The organism is Nocardia sp. NPDC058058, from assembly GCF_042885355.1.
Classification (GTDB): Bacteria; Actinomycetota; Actinomycetes; order Mycobacteriales; family Mycobacteriaceae; genus Nocardia.
On record NZ_JBHVSA010000003.1, the window covers coordinates 1,537,004 to 1,559,063 of the forward strand.

Here is a 22,060-nt window from a genome sequence, read left to right on the forward strand (position 1 = left end):
CGCCGAACCGGGATCCCGTCTCGCGCTCAACGCTGAGGATTGACGCGGGTCAAACCCAGAATCTGCCCCGTCCGGGCGAGGTTGTCATCGACACGATCCTGGTGTGCGGCTACGGGTGTCGTGATGGCGGGCATCATCGTGCGCAGGAGAGGCTCCCATCCGGGTGTTTCGTCCGGGAAGCATCTGCTGAGTAGGTCGACCATGATTGCCGGGGCGGTCGACGCGCCCGGAGATGCGCCCAAGAGTCCGGCGATGGTGCCGTCCGCCGCTGTCACCAATTCGGTGCCGAAGGTGAGTGCACCGATGGTGCGTGGGTGCGGTTTGAGCAGTTGCGCGCGTTGCCCGGCCGGAACCGGGTACCAGTCGGCGGGGTCGGCAGTGGGGTAGAAGCGTTGCAGCTGTGCGAATTTGCGGCGTCGCGTGGAAAGCAATTGTCCGATCAGGTAGCCGACCAAGGCAAGGTTCTGAACGGCGACGGCCAGCAGAACTGCGATATTGCGCATGCGTACCGTGGTGAACAGGTCGGTTAGTCGCCCATGTCTGAGCAGTCGCGTGCTGAAGGTGGCGTATGGCCCGAACAGTAGCGATTCCTGGCCGTTGACGATGCGTTTGTCCAGGTGTGGCACGGACATTGGTGGCGCACCCAGTGCGGCTTGGCTGTAGACCTTCGCGTCGTGGCGAGCGACGATCTCGGGATTGTCGGTTCGCAGGAACTGCGCGCCGAATGGAAAGACGCCGTAGCCATTGACTTCGGTGACGCGGGCCCGCTGGAGCAGCTTGAGTGCGTAACCGCCCGCCCCCACGAACACGAATCGGGCCCGAGTGGTGAACCGTTGCTTGGTGTTTCGGTCGCGGCCGGTGATCGTCCACATCCCGTCCGGTCCGCGGCGCAGTCCGGTGACCTCGTGACGTGTTCGTACTCGCGCCCCGTGTGCGGTCATCACCTGGACCAGTGACGTGGTCAGTGCGCCGAAATCGATGTCGGTACCATCCCGATATCGGGTGGCGGCGATCGGTTCGGTTCGGTCGCGCCCCTCCATCAATAGTGGTGCCCAGTCGGCGATTACCGCGGGATCCTCGGTGTATTCCATCGCCGAGAACACTGGCAATTCCCGCAGTGTGACGTACCGGTGCCGCAGGTAGGCGACGTCGTGGTCACCGAAGACGATGTTCACATGCGGGGTGGGGTTGATGAACGCCGCGGGCTCGGCGATATCGCCGTCGGCGACCAGCGCTGCCCAGAACTGGCGCGAGAGATGAAACAGTGCGCCGATCTGTTCGGCCTTGGCAGGGTCGTCCGGGTCGGGCATGTAATTCAACTCGCACATCCCCGAATGGCCTGTCCCGGCGTTGTTCCACGCATTCGAGCTTTCGGCCGAGAGTTCATCGAGGCGTTCGAACAGCACGGTGGACCAGGCCGGTTGAAGCTTGGCGATCATCGCGCCCAATGTCGCGGACATGATGCCGCCGCCGATCAACGCGATATCGGTAATCTCTTCGGGGACAGCCGGTTTCGCGTTTGCGGTGTGCGCTGGACTCATCGTGCTCCTCCCGGATCGTGGTACGCGCATCATCGTCTCCTGCGCTCAATTCATCCGTCTATAGCCAAGATCGAGTGATTATCATCCGAATATGGATGAGTTTCCTTCGGCTCGGCTCGAAGAGTTGGTGCCACTGTTGGCAGCGTTCGACACCACAGCGCACACGGGTCACATCACGCGGGCATCGCAGGAGCTCGGAGTTCCGCAGTCGTCACTGAGCCGTCGGCTCAAGGCGGTGGAGAAGGCGATCGGGGTGCAGCTGTTCCATCAGGTTGGGCGGGGTATCGCGCTCACCCCCGCCGGGCGCGAGTTGTTCGAGCGCACCAATGGACTGGTTCGTGCACTCGACGATGCCATCAGCACGGTTCGGGGCAATTCCGACCCAGAGACGGGCCTGGTTCGGTTCGGGTTTCCGCTGACTCTCGGACCGGTGAGCATTCCGTCGTTGCTGGCTCAATTCCATTCCAGTGCACCGCGTGTGCGCCTGCACCTGGTGCAGGCGCACGGTGAGGCGCTGGCAGCGATGATCGGCGACGGGCAGCTCGATCTCGCTGTCATGATTCCCTCGCCCACCGACCTTGCGGCACAGGTGTTGGGGCAGCAGCGAATTCACCTGTATGTGCCGCACGGACATCGGCTGGCTGCCGCCGACTCCGTCGACCTCGCGGATCTTCGCGAGGAAGTCTTCATTGCCAACCCCTCGACCTATCACCTGCGCCGACTGCTCGACTCTTGGTGTACCGCAGTCGGATTCACTCCGAACGTCGTATTCGAGATCACCGAATTCGAGACCTTGCGCTCGCTCGTCGCGCACGGGCTGGGTGTCGCTCTTCTTCCCGAGCCGGAGACGCCGCATCCCGGCCTGCATCGCGTCTGGCTCTCCGGTGCGCGCGAGCGAACGATCGGGCTGGTGTCGGGCAACCATCGACCCACCCCGGTCGTCACGCGCCTGCATGACTACATCGCCCGGCACGCGATGACCCATATCGGCGCGGGCCGACCGTGACTATCTAACGCCGTATTGATTTGGGGCTTAACGGCTTTCGCGCCGCACGCGGCTTCGATGGATAGATGTGGGCGGGTGCGCGGATCAGTTTCTGATGTGAACTGCGATCACACCACCCGCGCGCTCTTCGATGCGGATTTGGGTCAGGTCGTGCACGTGGGCGGTGGGGGTGAAGGCGGCGGCGCGGGGGCCGACGCCGATGACTCGCATTCCGGCGGCTTTACCGGCGGCGATGCCCGCTTCGGAGTCTTCGAAGACGAGGCAGTCGTCGGCGGGTAGGCCGAGTTCGGCTGCGGCTTTGAGGAATCCTTCGGGGTCGGGTTTGCTGACGTTCACCGATTCGGCGGTGATTCGGATCGCGGGGATTGGCAGTCCGGCCGCGCCCATGCGTGCGGTGGTGAGTGCGCTGTTGGCGGAGGTGACCAGTGCGTGGGGGAGTTGGGCCAGGGCTGTCATGAATGCCGGTGCCCCCGGGATCGGGATCACGCCCTCGACGATGCGGGTTTCCTCGGCGAGCATGCGGGCGTTGTCGGCCAGGTTCAGTGCCACGTCCCGGTCGGGAAGCAGTTCGGCCATCGTCGCCCAGCCTTGGCGTCCGTGGGCCACCGCGAGCACATCCTCGATCGGCAGGCCGTGCGTGGCGGCCCACCCGCGCCACAGGTGTTCCACCACGGCTTCGGAGTTCACCAGGGTGCTGTCCATGTCCAGTAGCAGGCCGCGAGCAGTGAGCGTGGTGTCAACCGTCATGCACTGGTTATAACCGGTATATGCCCGGTGCCGCAATGGTCACCGCCGCGGCGGCGGCGACCGGCTGGCCGATCCACGGCGGCTCGTGAGTCGAAATCAGCGGGTGGCGTCGGGAACCCACATCAATCCGGTGGCCCCGGTGTTGACGCAGATGACCGGTTTGCCGGTGTACACATCCCACGTCGGATGCATCAACTCGCTGTGGGGGCACCAGGTGTGCGCGACCGGTGTCGCCGACGCGGACGCGGTTCCGGCCAGCGCGATACTCGCCGCCGCGAGCACGCCGCCGATGACCGCTGCGCCCTGAATGACCTTCATTGTGTTCTCCCCTCGTTGTGTGACAAGACCACATTCCAGTGCGGGCGTTAACGAAACCTTGCGGTTGGCTTGTGGACTGTTCGCCCGAGAAGCGTGCGTGATCGGAGGGGTCAGCTCGCGCGGTGGACCTCGTCGTAGCTGAGGCGGGCGTCGTGCACCCGATCCATATGGGTTTCGGCCCAGCCCTTGATAGCTCGCATGACCGGCAGCAGCGAATAGCCCAGTTCGGTCAACTCGTAATCCACCCGCGCCGGCACCGAAGTGGTTACGGTGCGCGCGACCAATCCGTCGCGTTCGAGATTGCGCAGCGTCTGGGTGAGCATCTTCTGGCTGACGCTGGCCAGGCGGCGCTGCAGATCGCTGTGCCGTTGGGGCCCGTCCGCGAGCGCGTTGATCGACAGGCTTACCCATTTGTCGGCGATGCGGTCCAGTAGTTGGCGCGCGGGGCATTCCGCCAGATAGGCGTCATACCCCGCGCCGGCCTCGGCGCGGCGCTGAGCGGCGGTGCGGGTCGGCAATGGGGCTCCTTCGGGTGCGGTAGGCACTCACGAGTGCCTGCTTCCTGTCCAAGGCCAACTCGACTTTATTGATCGGTATGCCCACCACAGACACGATGCGCGCGGTGATAGCCCGCGGCTACGGCGGTCCCGAAGTCCTTGAACTGGTGCGGGTTCCCATCCCCGTCCCGGGGCCGGGCCAAATCCTGATCCGGGTGCAGGCCGCGACCGTCAACCCCGTCGACCTGCTCACCCGATCCGGCGCACTGGCCGACGCGGGCCTGATGACCCCGCGCGCTACCACCGGCATCGGCTGGGATGTCGCGGGCGTAGTGCATGCCATAGGTCCCGGTGCGACATCATTCGCGTTGGGGCAGAACGTGATCGGCTTGCGCGATCTGCTGGATCGCGCGCTCGGCACCTACGCCGAGTATGTGGTCCTCGATGCCTGCGCGGTGGCCCCGGCCGCCGGGCTCACCGCACTCGAAGCCGCCACCCTCCCACTCAATGGCCTCACCGCCCTGCAATCACTCGACCTGCTCGCGCTCGCCCCCGGCGACACCGGCCTGATTACCGGATCCGCCGGCGCGGTAGGAGGATTCGCGGTCGAACTGGCAACCCGCCGCGGCTTGCGCGTCCTGGCCCACGCACACCCCGCCGATGAACCATTCCTGCGTGCCGCGGGAGCCGAGTGGATCATTCCCCGCGACACACCCGATCTGGCGGCGGCGATCCGCGAGCTGGTCCCCGGCGGGGCCCACGGTGCACTTGATACCGCAGGCCTGGGTATGGCAGCGGTAGCGGCCGTGCGCACCCGTGGTGTCTACGTCACCGTAGCCGGTGGGATCGTGCCAACCCCATTGCGGGGCATAAGAATTCACCAACAATGGATCAGCGCCGACGGCCCCGCACTGGCAGATCTGGCCACGATTGGCCTCGCCCCGAGAATCGCCGCCACCCTTCCCCTGCACCAAGCCGCCGAAGCGCACCGTCGAATGGACCGCGGCGGCCTGCGCGGGCGAGTGGTTCTGATCCCGTGAGCCGTGCTGGACCGGGGATCGGTTGACGAGCGAGCGGGTTTTCGGCCCTGTGCACTGCCGAACGCCACTGCGGTTGTGAAAACTGCACTGACCAGCACATTCGTCACTGTTGATGCCGTCACATCCGCTCGCTTTATTGCCGCTGCGCCAACTACCTTCTGCGCGGGGATCACTGAACTCGGGTCCTGTGTACGTGAACCGGAGCGCTCGCGAATAGCGCTTCACCATCGAAAGGACCTGAGCAACATGGAGATTTCCGGCTCCGCCGCCATCGTCACCGGAGGTGCTTCCGGCCTCGGTGCGGCCACCGCCAAGCGCCTCGCCGACGCCGGCGCCACTGTGTTCGGCCTGGACCTGGCCCAGTCGATCGAGCGCGCGGGCGAGGCCGTCCCGGCCGGTGTCACCCTGATCCCGACCGACGTCACCAGCGGTGACGAGGTGGCCGCCGCAGTCGCCAAGGTCGTGGAATCCGGTGTGCCGCTGCGCATCGTCGTCAACTGCGCCGGTGTGGGCTGGGCCGGACGCATCGTCTCCAAGCATGGTCCGCACGATCTGGAACTGTTCCGCACGGTCATCACCGTGAACCTGCTCGGCACTTTCAATGTCATGCGCCTGGCCGCCGACGCCATCGCCACGACCGAGCCGGTCGACGAGTACGGCTCGCGCGGGGTGGTCATCAACACCGCCTCGGTCGCGGCGTTCGAAGGCCAGATCGGCCAGATCGCCTACTCCGCCTCCAAGGGCGGCGTCGCGGCCATGACCATTCCGGCCGCACGCGACCTGGCGCAGTTCGGTATTCGCGTGAACACCATCGCCCCCGGCACCATCGACACCCCGATGCTCGCGGGCCTGAGCCAGGAATACCGCACCAGCCTGGAAGCCGGAATCCCCTTCCCGTCGCGCCTGGGCCGCCCCGACGAGTACGCGCAACTGGCGCAGTACATCATCGAACACGACTACCTCAACGGCGAATCCATCCGCATGGACGGTGCCTTGCGCATGGCCCCGCGCTGATGTCGTTGCGCACCAGGTGATTCCGGCACGTCAGGCGCGCAGGATCAACCGGCGGCCAGCACCGCAGCCAGGCCCTGTCGTAGATCGCTGACGAAGAATTCCGGAACCTCCAGCGACGGGAAATGGCCTCCGGCCTCAGGCGATCGCCAGCGCACGATCTGCCGATACCGCTGCTGTGCCCAGGGCCGCGGGTATTTCTCGATATCGCGGGGATAGATGGTGATCGCGGACGGGACATCGACCCGCAGTTCGGGGTCGAGGGAATTGTGGCTCTCGTAGTAGATGCGGGCCGCGGACGCCCCGGTGCGCGTGAGCCAGTAGAGGGTGACGTCGTCGAGAATTCGATCCCGGGACATCGTCTCGAACGGGCTGTCCCGGGTATCGGACCACTCGGCGAACTTGTCCAGGATCCAGGCCAGCAGCCCGACCGGTGAGTCGACCAGCGAATAGCCGATCGTCTGGGGTCGGGTGGCCTGCTGTTTCGCATAGGCCGCGCGGTGATGCCAGAAATCGTGGGTTTCCTGTGTCCACGCGCGCTCGGTCGCCGTCAGCCCCTCGGTCGTCAATCCGGGCGGAGCCTCGGCGAAGGTGGTGTGGATGCCCAGCACGTGCTCGGGGAATCTACCCGCGAGCACCGTGGTGATGTTGCCTCCCCAGTCGCCACCGTGGGCGGCGAACCTGTCGTAGCCGAGTCGCCCCATCAGTTGCACCCATGCGGCGGCGATCTTTTCGGTTCCCCACCCGGTGGTCTCGGGCTTGTCGCTGAATCCGAAGCCCGGAAGGGAGGGAACCACGACGTGGAACGCCGGGGCGTCCGCATCCTGTGGATTCGCCAAATCCTCTATCACGTCGACGAATTCGGCGATGCTGCCCGGCCACCCGTGCGTCAGGATCAACGCGGTGGCGTCCGCGCGGTCCGAGCGGCGGTGCAGGAAGTGGATTCCCAGATCGTCAATGATCGTGCGGTACTGGCCGATTCGGTTCAGGCGTGCTTCGAACGACCGCCAGTCGTATTCGGTGCGCCAGTAGTTCACGATATCGACCAGGTCGGCCAGTGGAACGCCTTGATCCCATCGGTCGGGACCGGTTGCGGCGTGGACCGTTTCGGCTTCGGGCAGCCGTGCGGCCGCCAATCGGGTGCGCAGATCCTCGAGATCGGCGTCGGGGATGTGGGTGTGGAATGCGTGCACGTCGCTGGTCGGACGGGGCATGAGTCCTCCTGATCGTCGCGTCGCCGGCTACGGCCCGAGATGAACCGGCTTAGACGGTTCTAACATGCGTTCCGACCGGTCCGCAACCAGCTAAGGTGGTTCCATGAGTGCTGGGTTTCCCGATTTCCGCCTCGGTACCGTGCTTGCGACCAGCTTCACAGGGACGCTGTCGGAGCGTTATGGCACAGCCGTGGAACGCATTCCGACACCGCAGCGACTCATCGACTGGCTGGCGGTGAGCGGACTCGCCGTAAACTCGTGCACCACAGAGCAATTCGAGCGTGCCCGGGAACTGCGAGAAGCGATTCACCGCACCGCGACAGCGGCCGCATCCGAGCACGCGCTGCCCGCCGCCGCGGTGCGGATCATCAATGACCGCAGCCGCGAGGGCCGAGCCGCCGCCACCCTGACTCTCGACCGCACCCGGCACTGGAGACTCGGCGCGGACTCGGGCCTCGACGATGCCCTCGGCGTGATCGCCGCCGACGCAATCAGCATCATCTCGGGCGAGCGAGACGGAAAACTGGCGCTGTGCGCCTCACCGACCTGCCGCGCCGCCTTCTTCGACACCAGTCAAAGCCGAACCCGCCGATGGTGTGACATGAACACGTGCGGAAATCGGCAGAAGAAGGCACGTTTGCACCAGCGCACCCACCCCGCACCGGGGGACTGATCGCCTGAACTCGCCGCCGAATTCAGGCGGTGCCGCGGCGGTGTTCGAGGCCGTCGAGCATGACGGCGATCTTGTCGTCGAGCCAGCCGCGCCCGCGCCACACCGAATCGTCGTCGAGGGCTTGGGTCAGGAGTTCGCCCTCGGTGAGGGTGGTGCGGTAGGCGTCGCGGACGGTGCGCCCGTCGAAGGGGGTGTCCAGGTTGCTCATCATGGTGAAGGTGGTCAGGGTCAGATCGGACAGGAAGTCCAGGGCCAGGACCGCGTCGCGGACGGTGAAACCCTGCGCGACCAGGCCGCGCGCCAGGCGTTCGAGCAGATGAACCCCGCCCGGCGGGGTGCCGGGGATGGATAGGACAGCGGTGGCGAAACCCGGGTGGCGTTCGAACACCTGCCACATGCGGTCGGCCAGGGCGGTGAGCATCTCGCGCCACGGTTCGGTGCCGTGCGGCCAGTCGATATCGGCGATGGCCTGGGCCATGGCGGCGCGGACCAGGCTGTCGCGGTCGGGGAAGTAGCGGTAGAGCGCGGAATGCGCGACGCCCAACCGACGCGCCACCGAGGGCATGCTCAGGGTGTTGAGGTCTTCGGCCAGGGCGGCCGCGATGATGTCGCTCTCGGACAGCGACCGCGGCCGGCCTGTGCGTTTACCGGGGCGGGCTGAAGACATTGGCCCCAGGTTACCGGCCCGCGGCGAGCCTCCATCCGGCGGCACGCTCGCGTTCGGTCCAGAAATCGCGGTAGCGGCCGTCGCGCGCGAGAAGCTCTGTGTGGGTTCCGGTTTCGGCGACGTGCCCCTGCGCGTCGAGGACGATGATGCGGTCGGCGCTGGTGACAGTGGAGAGCTGGTGCGCGATCACCAGCAGGGTCGACCGCGAGCGCAGGGCCCCGAGCGCGGCACGCACATAGGTTTCGTTCTCCGGGTCGAGCGCCGCGGTCGCCTCGTCCAGCAGCACCACCTGTGCGTCCTTGAGCAGGGCGCGCGCGATCGACACGCGTTGGCGTTCACCGCCGGACAGCGCGGAACCGGCTTCGCCCACCCGGGTATTCCAGCCGTCGGGCAGGCGGCGCACGATCTCCTCGACCCCGGCCATGCGCGCCGCGGCATGCAGTTGCTCATCGGTGGCGTCCTCGCGCCCGACGCGGATATTGGCTTCGAGGGTGTCATCGAACAGGTACACATCCTGGAACACCAGGGCGAGCTGGCCCATCAGCTCCGCGGTGCTCTGATCGCGCACATCCACACCGCCGACCCGGACCACACCGGAGTCCACATCGTAGAAGCGCGCGATGAGCCGGGTGACGGTGGTTTTACCCGAGCCGGACGGGCCGACCAGCGCGGTCAATGTGCCGGGCGCGAGCTGGAATGAAATATCCTGTAGCACAGGGGTTTCCGACGTATACCCGAAGCGCACGTGATCGAATTCGACCGTTCCCGGTGTCACCGCGGCTGTGGCCGAGTCCGGTTCGGGCAGTGGGGATTCCGCGAGCACCGCGGCCATACGGCCCAGTTCGGCGCGCGCCATGCGGACCGCGCCGCCGAGTTCACCGACTTCGCTCAGTGGCTGCACGAAACGCGCGGTGACACCCAGCAGTGCGATCAGCTCGATCGCCCCGAGATCACCGCGCAACGCCAGCACGGTCCCGGCCACGATCAACGCGGTGAAGGTGAGCTGTAGCGCCACCCCGGTGGCGACGGCGCCGACCACCGCGGCCCACATGGTCGCTCGGCCCGCGCTGCGCTGGGCTTCGATGGCGTCGTCGAGGGGTTCGTACGGCCGGGAGGTGCGCCCGAACGCACGCAGCACCGGCTGGCAGCGCGCGTATTCGAGCACCCGGTTACCCGCGCGCACCGCCGCGTGATGGGCGATCTCGTCGGCATCGGCGAGCAGGCGCGCGGACCAGCGCGCCGCCAGCCAGATCAGCGGCGCGCACACCAGCAGTACCGCGCCCAGGCGCCAGTCCAGCACCAGCAGGCACAGCACGATCGTGGCGGGTGTGGCGACCCCGGTCACCACCGGGGTGAGCAGATGCGCCGCCGCACCGGATACCGAAAGTGTTCCCTTGGAGGCGATTTGGGCGGCGCGACCGACGGTGTCGGGTCCGAACCAGCCCAGCGGCAGCTTGACCAGATGATCACCCACCCGCAGGTGCATGGTGCGCAGCAGCGTCAGCGCGACCTCGAATCCGGCCATGGCCTGGCGATAGTGCGCCAGGCAGCACAGTGCCGCGCACGCGGCCGCACCGGCCAGCCAGCGCCAGGCGGTGCCGTAGTCACCGCTGTGCAGCGCGCGGGCGATCGGCAGCAGGAACACCACCGAGAGTCCTTGCAGCACACCGTATCCGATGGCCCAGGACAGGAAGGTTCGTAGTTTGCCGCGATGGGGGCGGCCCAGGATGGCGGCGAGATCGGCGATCACAGGTGGTCTCCTCCGAGGTGATGGTGGCGCCACATGCGGGCGTACAGCCCTGCGGCGGCGAGCAATTGGTCATGGGTGCCCTGTTCGGCGATGCGACCGCGATCGAGTACCACGATCTGGTCCGCGCCCACGATGGTGTCCAGGCGATGCGCGATCACCAGCAGCGTGCGCCCGACCGCGAGCGCGGACAGCGCCTGCTGGATATCGGCCTCGGATTCGGGGTCCGCGTGCGCGGTCGCCTCATCGAGCACCAGGATCGGGGTATCGGCCAGCAGGGCGCGTGCGATCGACACCCGTTGCGCCTCACCGCCGGACAGCAGCGCGTCCACGCCCACGACCGAGTCGTAGCCGCGCGGCAACCCCTGCACTCGCTCGTCCACGCAGGCCGCGCGGGCCGCGGCGCGTACCTGTTCCAGGCTCGCCTCGGGTCGTGCGAGCCGAATATTGTCCAGCACCGACACACTCAGCAGTTGGACTTCCTGAAGAACGAAACCCACCTGCCGGTACAGGGTTTCGGGTGCGATCTCGCGCACGTCGACCCCGCCGATGCGCACGGCTCCCGCATCGGGGTCGTGAAAGCGCGGCAGCAATGTCGCCAGTGTCGATTTGCCCGAGCCCGAGGCACCCACCAGCGCGGTGATGGTGCCCGGGCGCAGCGTCAGTTCGATCTCGCTCAGCGCCGGGGTGCGCTCGTCGTAGGCGAAGGACACGGAGTCGAAAACCACTTCGTGCCCAACGGGTTCCAGGGCTCGGTCCGGGGTGGGCAGGGGCGGAGTGTTCAGTAGTGCCGAGAGCCGTCCCGCCGCCGCGGCGGCCTCGCGGCGCGCCTGCATCCCGAACCCGAGGGTGATCACCGTGGCGGGCAATGCCATCGCCACCAGCGTCGCGGTGAGGGCGTCGATCACCGACACCCAGCCCGCCTGCACCATGGCGATACCGCCGATCAGGTTCACCACCAGCACCACCGGTGCGCTGAGCACCATCGACCCGATCGCCTCGGTGCGCAGCATCGGGCGCACCCATCCGGCATAGAATTCACCGAAATCGATTGCCGCGTCCCGGAATCGCGAATGCGCCTGCCCGGTGCGCCCGTAGGCTTTGACCACCGAGATCCCGTTGACGAACTCCACGATGGTGGCGCTGATGCGGGCGATGCCGGTGTTCATCTCGCGCATCTTCTCCGCCATGCCGCGGGTCATGAACCCGTACAGCACCGCGTAGATCGGCAGCGCCAGCACCGCCAACAGCGCCAGCCGCCAGTCGATCCAGATGACATAGCCCAGTGCGAATAGCGGAGTCGCCACTGCCGCAAGGGTTTCCACATCCCGGTGTGCGACCAGATAGTGCAGATCGTCGATATCGTTCTGGGCGGCCTTGCGCACCAGCCCCGAGGAATTGCGGCTGAACCATCCCAGCGGCAGGGTGCCCAGCACCGCCACGATCCGCCGCCGCAGCAGCGCCTGTAGCCGTACGTCGGCGAAGTGCGTGATCATCAGCGCCGCTCCGCCGAATCCCGCGCGCACCCCGAGCGCGATCACGGTGCACCACACCACGATCCAGGCGCGATGCTCATCGACGGCCGCATCGGTCAGCAGTGTCTTGCCGAGTTCGGCGATGGCCACATAGGGCGCGATCGTCGCCGCCGACGCCACCACCTGTAACCCCATGGCCAGCCGGGTACGTCCACGCACCGGTGCCACCAACTCGGCGAGGGCCTGTTTGTCCGCCGCGGCCGCATCCCGCGCACCTTCGGGCTCGACATCGATCTCGGGCAACAACTCTGACGGTTCCAACGTCTTGGTCACGAAGGAAGGCTAACCTAACAGAGACAGGCTGTCACTAACTACGTGCGGCGATCGAACAGCCCGCTCGATGCTCTCGCCGCCCGCGATTCCGCCCGCCCGGCAGGTCCACTCCATGGGATGGACCAGCCCCGCCTTTCGCTATCCCATCTGTTTTCGCTATATTCGCCTCCGCAGCTGGTTCGCCGGAGGTGGAGTCGAGGAGCCCCTGACCCCAACCCGACGGCGTCGAAGCCCGCAGGTGCGTTCGCGCGCCGACGGGTGAGAGGGAACCCGGTGAGAATCCGGGACTGTCCCGCAGCGGTGAGTGGGAACGACAGCCGTCATTCGCACTGGGCGCCGGAAGTATGCCTGGGAAGCGACGGTCAGTAGGACCAGCCCCGGGCCACGAGCGCCGGGGCCGACCCCATCGGGGTCGATGCCCACGAGTCCGAAGACCTGCCCGCTGTGCCGGATACGCCGTATCCGGCGGTCGTCGCCTCGTGGATTGGGCGTTGCGCCGAGTGGACCCGGGCACGGGAACGATGCTGCTATGGGCTCCATTGGTGTGCGTTCGGTATGGGCGGCGGTCACTGGCTGCTGAACCATGGAGTTCATTCGATGTCGAACCCTGAAAACACCTTCACCGCAACAGTGCTGGGGCTGCCGCGTATCGGTCCGAACCGGGAGCTCAAGAAGGCGATCGAAGCGTACTGGGCCGGGCGCACCGACGCCGCGACCCTGCACGAGGTCGCCCGCGAACTGCGCACCGCCGCGCTCACCTCCGCCCGTGACGCCGGGCTGGATTCGGTTCCGGTGGGCACGTTCTCGTACTACGACCAGGTGCTCGATACCGCGGTCCTGCTGGGCGCGCTGCCCGAGCGGGTCTCCGGTATCGCCGACGAGCTGGATCGGTACTTCGCCGCCGCGCGCGGCAATGCCGAGGTCGCGCCGCTGGAAATGACCAAGTGGTTCGACACCAACTACCACTACCTGGTGCCCGAGCTGTCAGCGAGCACGCAGTTCTCGCTGCATCCGGACAAGCCCCTGGCCGAGCTGAAAGAGGCACTGGCGCTGGATATTCCGGCCCGGCCGGTGGTGGTCGGACCGATCACCTTCCTGAAGCTGGCCAAGTCGGTCGACGGCAGCGATCTGCTCGACCTGCTGCCGAGCCTGCTGCCGCTGTACGAGCGTCTGCTCGAGCTGCTGGCAGAGGCGGGTGCGAGCTGGGTGCAGATCGATGAGCCGAGCCTGGTCACCGATCTGTCCGAGGCCGAACTGAGCGCGGTGCGCAGCACCTACCAGCGGCTTTCCGAGGTGAGCGCGCGCCCGCAGCTGTTGGTGGCCACCTACTTCGGTCGCCTCGGTGCGGCGCTGCCCGCACTCGCCGACACCGGCATCGAGGCCATCGCGCTCGACCTGGTCGCCGGTGGGGACGCCGATGTGGCTGCGGCACAGTCGATCACGGACAAGCTGATCGTGGCGGGCGTGGTGGACGGCCACAACATCTGGCGGATCGATCCCGATCACGCGCTGCCCCGGTTGACCGGCCTGCGCGCGGCGGGTGTGCGGGTGGCGGTGTCGAGTTCGTGCTCGCTGCTGCATGTTCCGTACAGCCTGGCTCCCGAAACCGACCTCGATGAGCGGCTGCGTGGCTGGCTGGCGTTCGGCGCGGAGAAGATCGCCGAAATCCGGGTGCTGGCAACCGCTCTCACCGACGGTGAGGCCGCGGTCGCCGCTGAACTCGACATCGCGCGCGCCGCGGTGGCGGACCGTAAAGCCGATCCCCGCCTACGGGTCGAGTCGGTGCGCGAGCGTCTGGCCGGTCTGGACACCGGCGCGAGCAGCCGCACCCCGGCCGATGAGCGGCGCGTGCTGCAGCAGGAGCGGTTGAACCTGCCGCTGCTGCCGACCACCACCATCGGCTCCTACCCGCAGACCTCTCGCATCCGGATCGCACGCGCCGAACTGCGCAAGGGCGAGATCGACCAGGCCGAGTACGACGAGCGCATGCGCGCCGAGATCGCCGAAGTCATTGCGCTGCAAGAGGAAATCGGACTCGACGTGCTGGTGCACGGCGAACCCGAGCGCAACGACATGGTGCAGTACTTCGCCGAACAGCTCGACGGTTTCGCCGCGACGATCAACGGCTGGGTGCAGTCCTACGGAACGCGTTGCGTGCGCCCGCCGATCGTGTACGGCGACGTGGTGCGGCCGCAGGTGATGACCGTGCAGTGGATCACCTACGCGCAGTCGCTGACCAGCAAGCCCGTCAAGGGCATGCTGACCGGACCGGTCACCATCCTGGCCTGGTCGTTCATTCGCGATGACCAGCCGCTGGCCGACACCGCCCGCCAGATCGCCCTGGCGATCCGGGACGAGACCGTCGATCTGGAGACCGCCGGCATCGGCATCATCCAGGTGGACGAGCCCGCCCTGCGCGAGCTGCTGCCGCTGCGCAAGGCCGATCAGGCCGCGTACCTGGACTGGGCGGTGGACGCGTTCCGGCTCTCGACCGCGGGCGTGGCCGACGCCACCCAAATCCACACGCACCTGTGCTATTCGGAGTTCGGTGAGGTTATCGGAGCCATCGCGGGCCTCGATGCCGACGTCACCTCGATCGAGGCCGCTCGTTCGCACATGGAGGTCCTCGATGACCTCAATGCCGCGGGCTTCGACCTGGGCGTGGGACCGGGTGTCTACGACATCCACTCCCCGCGCGTGCCCGGCACCGAGGAAATCGAGAAGTCGCTCGCCCTGGCACTCAAAGCCGTTCCCGCCGAACGGCTCTGGGTCAACCCGGACTGCGGCCTCAAAACCCGCCGCACCGACGAGGTGACCGCCTCGCTGCGCAACCTGGTCGCGGCGGCGCAGTCGCTGCGCTGATCGTTCGAGCGCGGCACTGACGAACGGCCGGGGTGTTCTTTCCGCGCGGAACATCCCGGCCGTTCCGGGTCGTGAATGGTGCCGAGGAACTATGTAATGGATTCGCACGACGATAGCCACTTGTCTGTGCCCGATGCCGCTATCGCTCCATGCCCCCGGAGTTATTCACCGAGTTCTCGCCGATAGAGCTGCCGAAATCAGCCGCGAGTATCGCGGTGAATACGGTAATTCTGGTACCGATATGCTGCCCATCGTGATGAGGATTCGACATGTGTTTCTGACCGCTGCCGTGGCGGCGAGTGTGACCGCCTGCGGCGGGTCGGGGCCGGATTCGGCGCACACGACCTCGACTCCCGCGGCGCGCACCACCTGTGATGCTGCCGCCGCCAACGGATCGGTCATCACCAGCGAACCGCGCGCCGGAGTGCCCTTCACGCTGCGACTTCCGGACCTGCGAGGCTGGGAGGTAACCCCGCCGGTCCGAGCCGATTCGATACTGCGTCTCGCCGACCGGCACGTCGGCCGCGCCGGCAACCCGAGTGTCACCTTCACGGTGTCCGCTCCACGCAGCGCCAACATGTCCATGGCATATGGCATGCAAGGTAATTGGAAACAGTGGCGAACCGAGGAAATTCAACTGTGCCGCCTCGGCGGCAATCGGGCGAGCGGAATTCTCGTCGCATCCGGTCCCGATCAGGTCGACCGCTATCGCGAGTTCCTCGATCTCGATTACCGCGCAGGCGATTTGCTGTACCCGATTCGAATGATGGTCGACACCCCCGCCGCCGATCGAGACCTATATCAACCCGATATCGACACCTTCGTCGACGGATTGCAGATCATCCCAACCTAGCCGGATCGCCGCGGATGCCCGGCACCGTCGGGCGGTATCCGCTGGCGTTCGATCGCGGCGAAGCCCATGATGCGTGCATGGGACTTGATCTTTCCGCGGTCATCGCACACTGGGATCGGCTGGCCGAAGCCGTGAACCGGGATGCGATGGAGGCGATCTGGGATCTGATCTACCCCGACGCAGAGGAATATGTGCCGCACAAGCCGCGTGACGATGAATCCCGGTTCCGTTGGGCGCCTTCGGAAGTGGCGCCTTGGTACGGCGATTACAAGTTTCGCGGAGTGGCGTGCAGCGGATCGATCAAACCCCACTGGGGTCTGGGGAAATTGTGGGAGGACATTCGCGAACGACCAGAGACGCCTGCGGATCTGGTCGATCCATTCAACCGGTTCCTCGGCCGACTGCTGGGGGACAACCACGATGAAACGTACGGCCCGAATACGTTCGGCGGCTTGCCGATCGACAAAATCTCCCAAGGTTCGATGACGGCGTTCTCCCCGGCCGAGGTCACCACCTTGGCGCGGGCGTGGCGTGGATGCGCCGATCGACTCGAAGAGCTTCGCCCCGCGATGACCGCGGAGATCAGCGAGTATGTCTCCCCGTTCGACAATTTCGACGAATGCGCAGAGCTGCTGCGGGATTGGGCCGCGGTCGTCGACGAGGCCGAGCGACGACACTGGGGATTGTTCTACGTGGCCGATTGAACCGGCGTGCGAATCAGCATCGTCTCGTCCGGCGTGGCTGACGAGCAGGTCCTCACGTGTTCGGCGTGAAATGTGTGGCGAGCCGTTCGCACAGCGCAGCCAACACGGATTCATCGACATGCCGCCCATCACTCCAGGAGGCGAACCAGTCCACCGTGTCCGGAGTGCCCGCGGGCCGGACGAACACATGCTGATGAAAGTGCGCGACACTGCGTCCTGTAATCGCCGAGAACACATATTCCGGAGACAGCTCGGCGCGCAACGCATATGCCGCCCGGCGCACCGCCCACCCGACCGCGGCACCCTCATCATCGCTCAGATCCGCCAATGTCGGTGTGTGACGCACGGTTTCGACGAACAAATACCCGGGCATCGGCACACCCTCCGACAGCGGCCGATGCGTCACCACCACCAATTCGTCGGCGTAGATCACCGGACCGACCAAACGGCCCCTGCCACGATGTTTTTCACAGATCAGACACTCATTCCCCACCATGTGACAGTACCGACCGACGCACTGTTCCGCCGCGCGAAGCGCTGAGACATCCACTGGCCATGGCGACTCGCACCGACACCCTCCCCCCGCTCCACCGATACCCGCACACCGGTGTCGCCCGCTCTCGAGACTTTAGACTCACCGGTATCGCAATCACGGACGAGAGTTGTAGTGCCAGTGGATCTTCCCGCCTTCTTCTTCCATCAGGACCGCACGATGTGGCTCGAGTAAGCACCCGACGGAACCATCGTCGGGTTCGTACTGGACCGAGAGACGGGCCAATTCGTCATCGCCACAACAGAGTTGATTGACGAAGTACGCGCCGAGCCGAAACCGGCGATGACGTTCGCGCTCGATTTCGAGAATTTCGTTCTGGGCACCGAACGCGTCCGCGAACTCGGCTCGGTGGCGGACCCCACGATCGACGCTCTGTACCAAGTGATCGGCGGAATCCGAAAGCTCGCCAGGGATACCGATCGATCTCTCACCGCCGAAGAGGCACTGTTCATCGGCAACCTGAGCTCCCGCACATTCATGCTCTGGGAGGAGATGCAGGAGGACCGCCCCAAGGCGTTCTGGTATCGCGCTCCCGCGCAGCCACCTGCCCGCCGCCGCTGGTTCCGTCGACGCTGAGCTGCTCCCGGCAGTAGAACAGAACGCACTCATCGTTTGACGAGTGATGTCGGCCTGCGTGGGTAGCGTCGCATCATTGCACGGGCCAGGAGGTAAATGTGGGACTCGACGAGGCTGGCGAGCACGCGCGGGAGGAGGTCGAATCCGCGGTCGAAGCTGTATGGGATTGGTACAGCCAAGCCTTGGCATGGACGTTGTTCACACTCCCGGATCGCAGCGAGATGGCGCTCTCGACGGACTGCGGATACGTCCAGTTCCGGCGCTATTCGTCAGAGGTGGAGTACGAGGTGTCGTCCAACAAGATGCTCGGTGTGCAACGCATCTCCGCCGAAGGCGAGGCACTGCTCATCTCGCGGGACTGGGAACCGCCAACGGACAACTCTCTTACGTTCCATGGCAATTGGCTTCGGCGGATCCGCTGCCCGGCGCAGTACGCGGTCTACGAGAAGGCCGCCGACGAGCTCGTCTGGGCGCTGCGCGATGTGCTGGAGTTGCCCCTTCCGTTCGAATTGGAGCCCGAGACATACGATTTCGGGATTCGAGGCATGGCACTCCTGGCTAGACCACACGGGTATTCGACCGAACAGCTCCGGACCGCCGATGCGTCCCAACTCCGCCGGTTCGCGCAAGAAGGCTCGATCGCATTGGCCGAAGACCGAAACCCGACAAATCATGGTCCCGGCTGGCAGGGGAGGGAAGGTGGTGCGGACGTCCGTATTTCGACATGACCGGATCCCCTCGAATCCGCGATCCTGGCAGGCCGCATGTCGCGCTGACCGGTCAGGCAATCTCGCCGAGCCGTGACCGACTGCGGGCGCTCGGCGCGATCGAGTCATAATCGACCGGGTGTCACAGCCATTCACCGCCAAACCCACCCTGCGGAGCAGGACAGTCGAGCTCCGCAGCTTCTCTGACTGTGATCTCCCGGCCATCGTCGAGGCGTTGAGCGACCCGGACGTGCGACGGCTCACCGGCAGCGTGCACGATGCGCCCGCGGCCCACGCTCCGATTCAGCCGGCGCACTACGAACAGCTTTGTCAGTGGTATCTGACGCGGGCCGAGCAGCCTGATCGAATGGACCTCGCGATCGTCGAACGAGCCACCGGACAGTGCGTAGGCGAGGCAGTGCTGAACCAATACGATCCGGGCAACCGCAGTTGCAACTTCCGGATTCTGCTGGGCCCGCCCGGGCAGGGGCGTGGGCTGGGCACCGAGGCCACCCGGTTGCTGGTCGGGTACGGCTTCGAAGAGCTTCGGCTGCATCGTATTTCGCTGGAGGTTTACGACTTCAATCCTCGGGCGCGCCGCGCCTACGAGAAGGTGGGCTTCCGCGCGGAGGGCACCCTGCGGGAGTCGCTGCGTTACGAGAACCGCTGGATCGACGCCACGGTGATGTCGATCCTTGCCCATGAGTGGGCCGTACATCACGGTCAGCCAGACGGCGGTCCGGCACCGTCGTCGACCGAGACGCCGTCGAACATGCTCCGCCGGACCAACCCAACTTGACCAACGAGGACACCGCCGCAAATTTCGGTCAGTGATCAACGCACGTAATGCCGCGTCCCCGCGCTGTTCGGAACGGCCGGGTGCCGGATCTCGGGAAGACCAACGGGCCGAGGTCATCTGGGATCGATCGAGCGCACGCTATTGCCGATGGCCGGGCCGCTGCGGCCGACGAGCCGGTCGGAAATCCAGCTGCGTATGTTGATCTTTGGGGGACCACCCGACCATCGAGGGATCGGCCCGGCATCTCGCAGCGGAGGCGGGTTGCCGTGCGTCGTGATCGCCGAGCGCGAATGCGGCGGCTCCTGAAGGCATTTCGCGTCGCGCAGAGCATGTCGCTGTAAAACCCCTCCGAGCGCTCACGGAGTCGATGTCTGTCGGGCCGGTATGGCAGGGTCTCCTGCGTAAGTGAAGCGAATCGGGGAGTTCGGAATGACGGTGGGTTGGGACGCGACACGTGTGGTCGATCTTGCGCGGCAACTACGGGGTGCGGAAACCGGTGGCTGGCGGACGGCGGCGCTGCGGCGACTGGTGGCGGGGCTCGGATGGCAGTGGCAGGAGACCGCCGACGGGGTGCGGCTGATCGGGGGTGTGGGGCCGGACGACCTGCCGCAGTGGGCACCTCGGCTGCGGCGAGTGGACCGGTTCGAGAAGGACTATGTGCACGAGGGTGAGGACTACGTGGGGTTGTACGTGCCCATCGCGGTCCCCGAAGGTGGCGCGGCGGGAAAGGCTGCCGCGTTCCGTGCGGCGGGTGAGGCGCTGACCCGAGAGTTCGGCCCGGCCCCCATCATGGGGGTGTACGGCGACCTCGGTCCGTTCTACGACTCGCCTCCGCGGTGGGGCAGTCCCTTCCGCCGCTGGCGTCAGCAGGTGGACACCCTCGAATTGCGCGCCGGCGAGCACGGTCCCGAACTGCTGCTGCAGCCGACCGCTCCGGCGGAGAACTGGTTCTGGAGGCAGGGCCACGGCGAGAACTACGCCATCGGTGGCTTTTTCGGCTCCAACCGGGATCCCGCCAATGCGGGCCTGGGCTTCCCCGGAGGGTGGCACACCGACGAATGGGACGTCTTCCGCCACGCCCTCACCGATTTCCTCTGGAACCTGCCCGCTGAAACCCATGCGCTCGGAATAGAATTGGACCTGGGCTTTCATGCCCGGGTGCCCGGTACCGGGGGGCCCGTCGTATTCCACATCGCATGCGGCGAGCGCCTCGAGGTCGCGTACGACACGGAAGGACTCGGCGCGAGTATCGCCGACCCCGCCTCCCTCGGATGGATTCCGAAATCCACGCGGCCCGCCGCGCTCGAGCACTGGATCGAATCCCACTATCACTCGGGCGATTTCGGTATCGGCGAGGTCGACGGTCCCGGTCTGGCTCGTATGATGGTCGACACCCTGCGCGGCCTGGGCGTCGCGTCCCCGCGGAACCTGAGCCTGAGCGACCACGCGCAATCGGTGGCCGGCTATCGCGTCGACTACTACGGTCTCACCCTCGAAGAGAACCCTTGACCAATTGCTGAACATCCCGGTCGACACTTTCCGATGGACCCATGTGCTCACACTTGACGGTTGGTGGGTGGAGCCGAACGGCGTCTGACCGAATTGAGGACGGTCGCTCATCCATTGATGGTCGGGGTGACGCGTCGACACGACGAGGGTGTGCCTGGCCTAGCCCTCTCGGTCCAGTCGATGACCGCTCGCTCGATACAGTGCTCGAATGCCCATTTCCGCTGACGTGATCGATGTCCTGGATCCGATGTCGGGTCTCGCTCATGCCGGGGAGGTGGGCGGGCGGGCGAGGTTCGCGTTGTGGCGTGAGGGTGCAGCACGTCTGCTCGATGACAGACTCGACGAGAACTCGAAGCGAGAGCTCTCGGTGGAAGATGAAGTCCGCGTCCTGGCAGCATCGGGCCTCGATCTGCTCGTCATCGCCGCCGCCGACGGGCTCGTCATCGCCGGAGCCGAGGTGATCACGATGCCAGGAATGCACGCCGATGCGGTTGCACTCCTGGGTGATTCGCTCGTGGTCGCTGTTCCGGACGGTGAGAGACACCGGCTGCTCCTGCTCGATTCCACGACCGGGACAGTCCTGGACGATCAGGCGATCGACGCCGCCGACGCTCGCGCGTTCCTGCATCCCCATCCTGATCAGGACACGGCGATTCTCGAGCTCGCCATGGGGCAGGACGGAGTGCTCGCCTTCCGCGTCGATGCCGAGGGACCGCGCTTACACCTGACCGAAATCCTCGCAGGAGAAGATCCCGTGATCGCGGGCTTCAGTCCCTCGGGCAACAGGCTGCTCGTGACCCCGTATCCCAGCGATCCGCACACCGTACGGATGCTGTCATGGCCGGATCTGACAGAGATTTCACGACTCGACGCGAGCGAGGTCGACGCCGAATACGGATTCGGTCTAGCTGGATGCTGGTTCAACGATGACCGAGTCGCGGTGTACGCGACCGAGGAAGCATTGATCGTCACCAACGAGAACCTCGCCTCGCCAGAACGCATCGCACTGCCGATCGACTTCCGTGACGAGGGCGAGATCGAGAGCCTCACGCCTTTGGGTTCGGGGACCGTCGCCATCGGCGCGTGGACGCCAGCCGGTCGACTCACCCTCCTCGTGCGCCTCATCGAAGAATAGGACAATCACTGGCGCACCTGTGTGGCCACGCTGACCAATCCCGCCGCCGACCGTCGGTGAACTTTTGCCGTCAGCTGGCCGGGGCTGAGATCC

At 66.1% G+C, this 22,060-nt stretch carries 21 protein-coding genes and 1 riboswitch; of the genes, 12 read left to right on the forward strand and 9 right to left on the reverse strand.

The genetic code is table 11. From position 1 onward, the window contains the following. Positions 1-26: 26 nt before the first annotated feature. Complete coding sequence (gene mqo / locus ACFVUS_RS30970) at positions 27-1,541, reverse strand: malate dehydrogenase (quinone) (RefSeq protein ID WP_387774393.1); 1,515 nt, start codon at positions 1,539-1,541, stop codon at positions 27-29. Between the two features lie 91 nt (positions 1,542-1,632). Here mqo and ACFVUS_RS30975 point away from each other — a divergent pair, with 91 nt between their 5' ends. After that, positions 1,633-2,547, forward strand: coding sequence for a LysR family transcriptional regulator (locus ACFVUS_RS30975; RefSeq protein ID WP_387774396.1), 915 nt, complete (start codon positions 1,633-1,635; stop codon positions 2,545-2,547). Positions 2,548-2,631: 84 nt separating this feature from the next. Here ACFVUS_RS30975 and ACFVUS_RS30980 read toward each other — a convergent pair whose 3' ends face one another. The 3 genes from ACFVUS_RS30980 to ACFVUS_RS30990 form a co-directional block, all read right to left on the reverse strand. After that, positions 2,632-3,294 (reverse strand): HAD-IA family hydrolase, encoded by a 663-nt coding sequence (locus tag ACFVUS_RS30980; protein WP_387774399.1) that lies wholly within the window; start codon positions 3,292-3,294, stop codon positions 2,632-2,634. A gap of 96 nt (positions 3,295-3,390) precedes the next feature. Next, on the reverse strand, positions 3,391-3,612 hold the full coding sequence (locus ACFVUS_RS30985) for a hypothetical protein (RefSeq protein WP_387774402.1): 222 nt from the start codon (positions 3,610-3,612) through the stop codon (positions 3,391-3,393). 110 nt (positions 3,613-3,722) lie between these two features. Continuing rightward, positions 3,723-4,130 carry a winged helix-turn-helix transcriptional regulator gene (locus ACFVUS_RS30990; protein ID WP_387774405.1) on the reverse strand — a complete coding sequence of 136 codons (408 nt, stop codon included), beginning with the start codon at positions 4,128-4,130 and terminating at the stop codon, positions 3,723-3,725. A 77-nt stretch (positions 4,131-4,207) separates the two neighbouring features. Between ACFVUS_RS30990 and ACFVUS_RS30995 the strand changes: the two genes are divergently transcribed. After that, complete coding sequence (locus ACFVUS_RS30995; protein WP_387774408.1) at positions 4,208-5,149, forward strand: NADP-dependent oxidoreductase; 942 nt, start codon at positions 4,208-4,210, stop codon at positions 5,147-5,149. 246 nt (positions 5,150-5,395) lie between these two features. Continuing rightward, a complete protein-coding gene (locus tag ACFVUS_RS31000) occupies positions 5,396-6,163 on the forward strand; it encodes an SDR family NAD(P)-dependent oxidoreductase (protein ID WP_387774411.1) in 768 nt (255 codons plus the stop codon). 44 nt (positions 6,164-6,207) lie between these two features. Here ACFVUS_RS31000 and ACFVUS_RS31005 read toward each other — a convergent pair whose 3' ends face one another. Next, positions 6,208-7,374 carry an epoxide hydrolase family protein gene (locus ACFVUS_RS31005; protein WP_387774414.1) on the reverse strand — a complete coding sequence of 389 codons (1,167 nt, stop codon included), beginning with the start codon at positions 7,372-7,374 and terminating at the stop codon, positions 6,208-6,210. Between the two features lie 103 nt (positions 7,375-7,477). Here ACFVUS_RS31005 and ACFVUS_RS31010 point away from each other — a divergent pair, with 103 nt between their 5' ends. Beyond that, positions 7,478-8,047, forward strand: a complete 570-nt coding sequence (locus ACFVUS_RS31010) for a CGNR zinc finger domain-containing protein (RefSeq protein WP_387774417.1) — start codon at positions 7,478-7,480, stop codon at positions 8,045-8,047. A 22-nt stretch (positions 8,048-8,069) separates the two neighbouring features. Here the strand turns inward: ACFVUS_RS31010 and ACFVUS_RS31015 are convergent, their stop codons facing one another. Genes ACFVUS_RS31015 through ACFVUS_RS31025 form a run of 3 tightly spaced genes read right to left on the reverse strand, consistent with a single transcriptional unit; the run spans position 8,070 to position 12,269 of the window. After that, positions 8,070-8,714, reverse strand: a complete 645-nt coding sequence (locus tag ACFVUS_RS31015) for a TetR/AcrR family transcriptional regulator (protein WP_387774420.1) — start codon at positions 8,712-8,714, stop codon at positions 8,070-8,072. Positions 8,715-8,724: 10 nt separating this feature from the next. Further along, on the reverse strand, positions 8,725-10,464 hold the full coding sequence (locus ACFVUS_RS31020; RefSeq protein ID WP_387774423.1) for an ABC transporter ATP-binding protein: 1,740 nt from the start codon (positions 10,462-10,464) through the stop codon (positions 8,725-8,727). Continuing rightward, positions 10,461-12,269 (reverse strand): ABC transporter ATP-binding protein, encoded by a 1,809-nt coding sequence (locus tag ACFVUS_RS31025; protein ID WP_387774426.1) that lies wholly within the window; start codon positions 12,267-12,269, stop codon positions 10,461-10,463. Before ACFVUS_RS31025 ends, ACFVUS_RS31020 begins: the two co-directional genes overlap by 4 nt. Before the next feature lie 219 nt (positions 12,270-12,488). Next, positions 12,489-12,727: riboswitch (cobalamin riboswitch) on the forward strand. Positions 12,728-12,866: 139 nt separating this feature from the next. On the opposite strand from ACFVUS_RS31025, the gene metE reads away from it, so the two are divergent. The 3 genes from metE (at position 12,867) to ACFVUS_RS31040 (ending at position 16,688) form a co-directional block, all read left to right on the forward strand. Beyond that, complete coding sequence (metE, locus tag ACFVUS_RS31030; protein WP_387774429.1) at positions 12,867-15,131, forward strand: 5-methyltetrahydropteroyltriglutamate--homocysteine S-methyltransferase; 2,265 nt, start codon at positions 12,867-12,869, stop codon at positions 15,129-15,131. 271 nt (positions 15,132-15,402) lie between these two features. Then, complete coding sequence (locus ACFVUS_RS31035) at positions 15,403-15,984, forward strand: hypothetical protein (RefSeq protein ID WP_387774432.1); 582 nt, start codon at positions 15,403-15,405, stop codon at positions 15,982-15,984. 14 nt (positions 15,985-15,998) lie between these two features. Beyond that, positions 15,999-16,688 carry a hypothetical protein gene (locus ACFVUS_RS31040; RefSeq protein ID WP_387774435.1) on the forward strand — a complete coding sequence of 230 codons (690 nt, stop codon included), beginning with the start codon at positions 15,999-16,001 and terminating at the stop codon, positions 16,686-16,688. 52 nt (positions 16,689-16,740) lie between these two features. Here ACFVUS_RS31040 and ACFVUS_RS31045 read toward each other — a convergent pair whose 3' ends face one another. Further along, positions 16,741-17,184 carry an HIT family protein gene (locus ACFVUS_RS31045; protein WP_387774438.1) on the reverse strand — a complete coding sequence of 148 codons (444 nt, stop codon included), beginning with the start codon at positions 17,182-17,184 and terminating at the stop codon, positions 16,741-16,743. Between the two features lie 339 nt (positions 17,185-17,523). Here ACFVUS_RS31045 and ACFVUS_RS31050 point away from each other — a divergent pair, with 339 nt between their 5' ends. The 5 genes from ACFVUS_RS31050 (at position 17,524) to ACFVUS_RS31070 (ending at position 21,967) form a co-directional block, all read left to right on the forward strand. After that, on the forward strand, positions 17,524-17,817 hold the full coding sequence (locus ACFVUS_RS31050; RefSeq protein ID WP_387774441.1) for a hypothetical protein: 294 nt from the start codon (positions 17,524-17,526) through the stop codon (positions 17,815-17,817). A gap of 98 nt (positions 17,818-17,915) precedes the next feature. Next, positions 17,916-18,545 (forward strand): hypothetical protein, encoded by a 630-nt coding sequence (locus ACFVUS_RS31055; protein WP_387774444.1) that lies wholly within the window; start codon positions 17,916-17,918, stop codon positions 18,543-18,545. A gap of 118 nt (positions 18,546-18,663) precedes the next feature. Continuing rightward, positions 18,664-19,323 carry a GNAT family N-acetyltransferase gene (locus tag ACFVUS_RS31060; RefSeq protein WP_387774447.1) on the forward strand — a complete coding sequence of 220 codons (660 nt, stop codon included), beginning with the start codon at positions 18,664-18,666 and terminating at the stop codon, positions 19,321-19,323. 429 nt (positions 19,324-19,752) lie between these two features. Then, on the forward strand, positions 19,753-20,832 hold the full coding sequence (locus ACFVUS_RS31065; protein WP_387774450.1) for a hypothetical protein: 1,080 nt from the start codon (positions 19,753-19,755) through the stop codon (positions 20,830-20,832). Between the two features lie 274 nt (positions 20,833-21,106). Further along, positions 21,107-21,967, forward strand: coding sequence for a hypothetical protein (locus ACFVUS_RS31070; RefSeq protein ID WP_387774453.1), 861 nt, complete (start codon positions 21,107-21,109; stop codon positions 21,965-21,967). The last annotated feature ends 93 nt before the right edge of the window (positions 21,968-22,060 follow it).

Coding starts and splice junctions, on each gene's coding strand:
- mqo (WP_387774393.1), bottom strand. CDS start 1,541: ATGAGTCCAGCGCACACCGCAAACGCGAAACCGGCTGTCCCCGAAGAG.
- ACFVUS_RS30975 (WP_387774396.1), top strand. CDS start 1,633: ATGGATGAGTTTCCTTCGGCTCGGCTCGAAGAGTTGGTGCCACTGTTG.
- ACFVUS_RS30980 (WP_387774399.1), bottom strand. CDS start 3,294: ATGACGGTTGACACCACGCTCACTGCTCGCGGCCTGCTACTGGACATG.
- ACFVUS_RS30985 (WP_387774402.1), bottom strand. CDS start 3,612: ATGAAGGTCATTCAGGGCGCAGCGGTCATCGGCGGCGTGCTCGCGGCG.
- ACFVUS_RS30995 (WP_387774408.1), top strand. CDS start 4,208: ATGCCCACCACAGACACGATGCGCGCGGTGATAGCCCGCGGCTACGGC.
- ACFVUS_RS31000 (WP_387774411.1), top strand. CDS start 5,396: ATGGAGATTTCCGGCTCCGCCGCCATCGTCACCGGAGGTGCTTCCGGC.
- ACFVUS_RS31005 (WP_387774414.1), bottom strand. CDS start 7,374: ATGCCCCGTCCGACCAGCGACGTGCACGCATTCCACACCCACATCCCC.
- ACFVUS_RS31010 (WP_387774417.1), top strand. CDS start 7,478: ATGAGTGCTGGGTTTCCCGATTTCCGCCTCGGTACCGTGCTTGCGACC.
- ACFVUS_RS31015 (WP_387774420.1), bottom strand. CDS start 8,714: ATGTCTTCAGCCCGCCCCGGTAAACGCACAGGCCGGCCGCGGTCGCTG.
- metE (WP_387774429.1), top strand. CDS start 12,867: ATGTCGAACCCTGAAAACACCTTCACCGCAACAGTGCTGGGGCTGCCG.
- ACFVUS_RS31040 (WP_387774435.1), top strand. CDS start 15,999: ATGCCCGGCACCGTCGGGCGGTATCCGCTGGCGTTCGATCGCGGCGAA.
- ACFVUS_RS31045 (WP_387774438.1), bottom strand. CDS start 17,184: ATGGTGGGGAATGAGTGTCTGATCTGTGAAAAACATCGTGGCAGGGGC.
- ACFVUS_RS31050 (WP_387774441.1), top strand. CDS start 17,524: ATGACGTTCGCGCTCGATTTCGAGAATTTCGTTCTGGGCACCGAACGC.
- ACFVUS_RS31065 (WP_387774450.1), top strand. CDS start 19,753: ATGACGGTGGGTTGGGACGCGACACGTGTGGTCGATCTTGCGCGGCAA.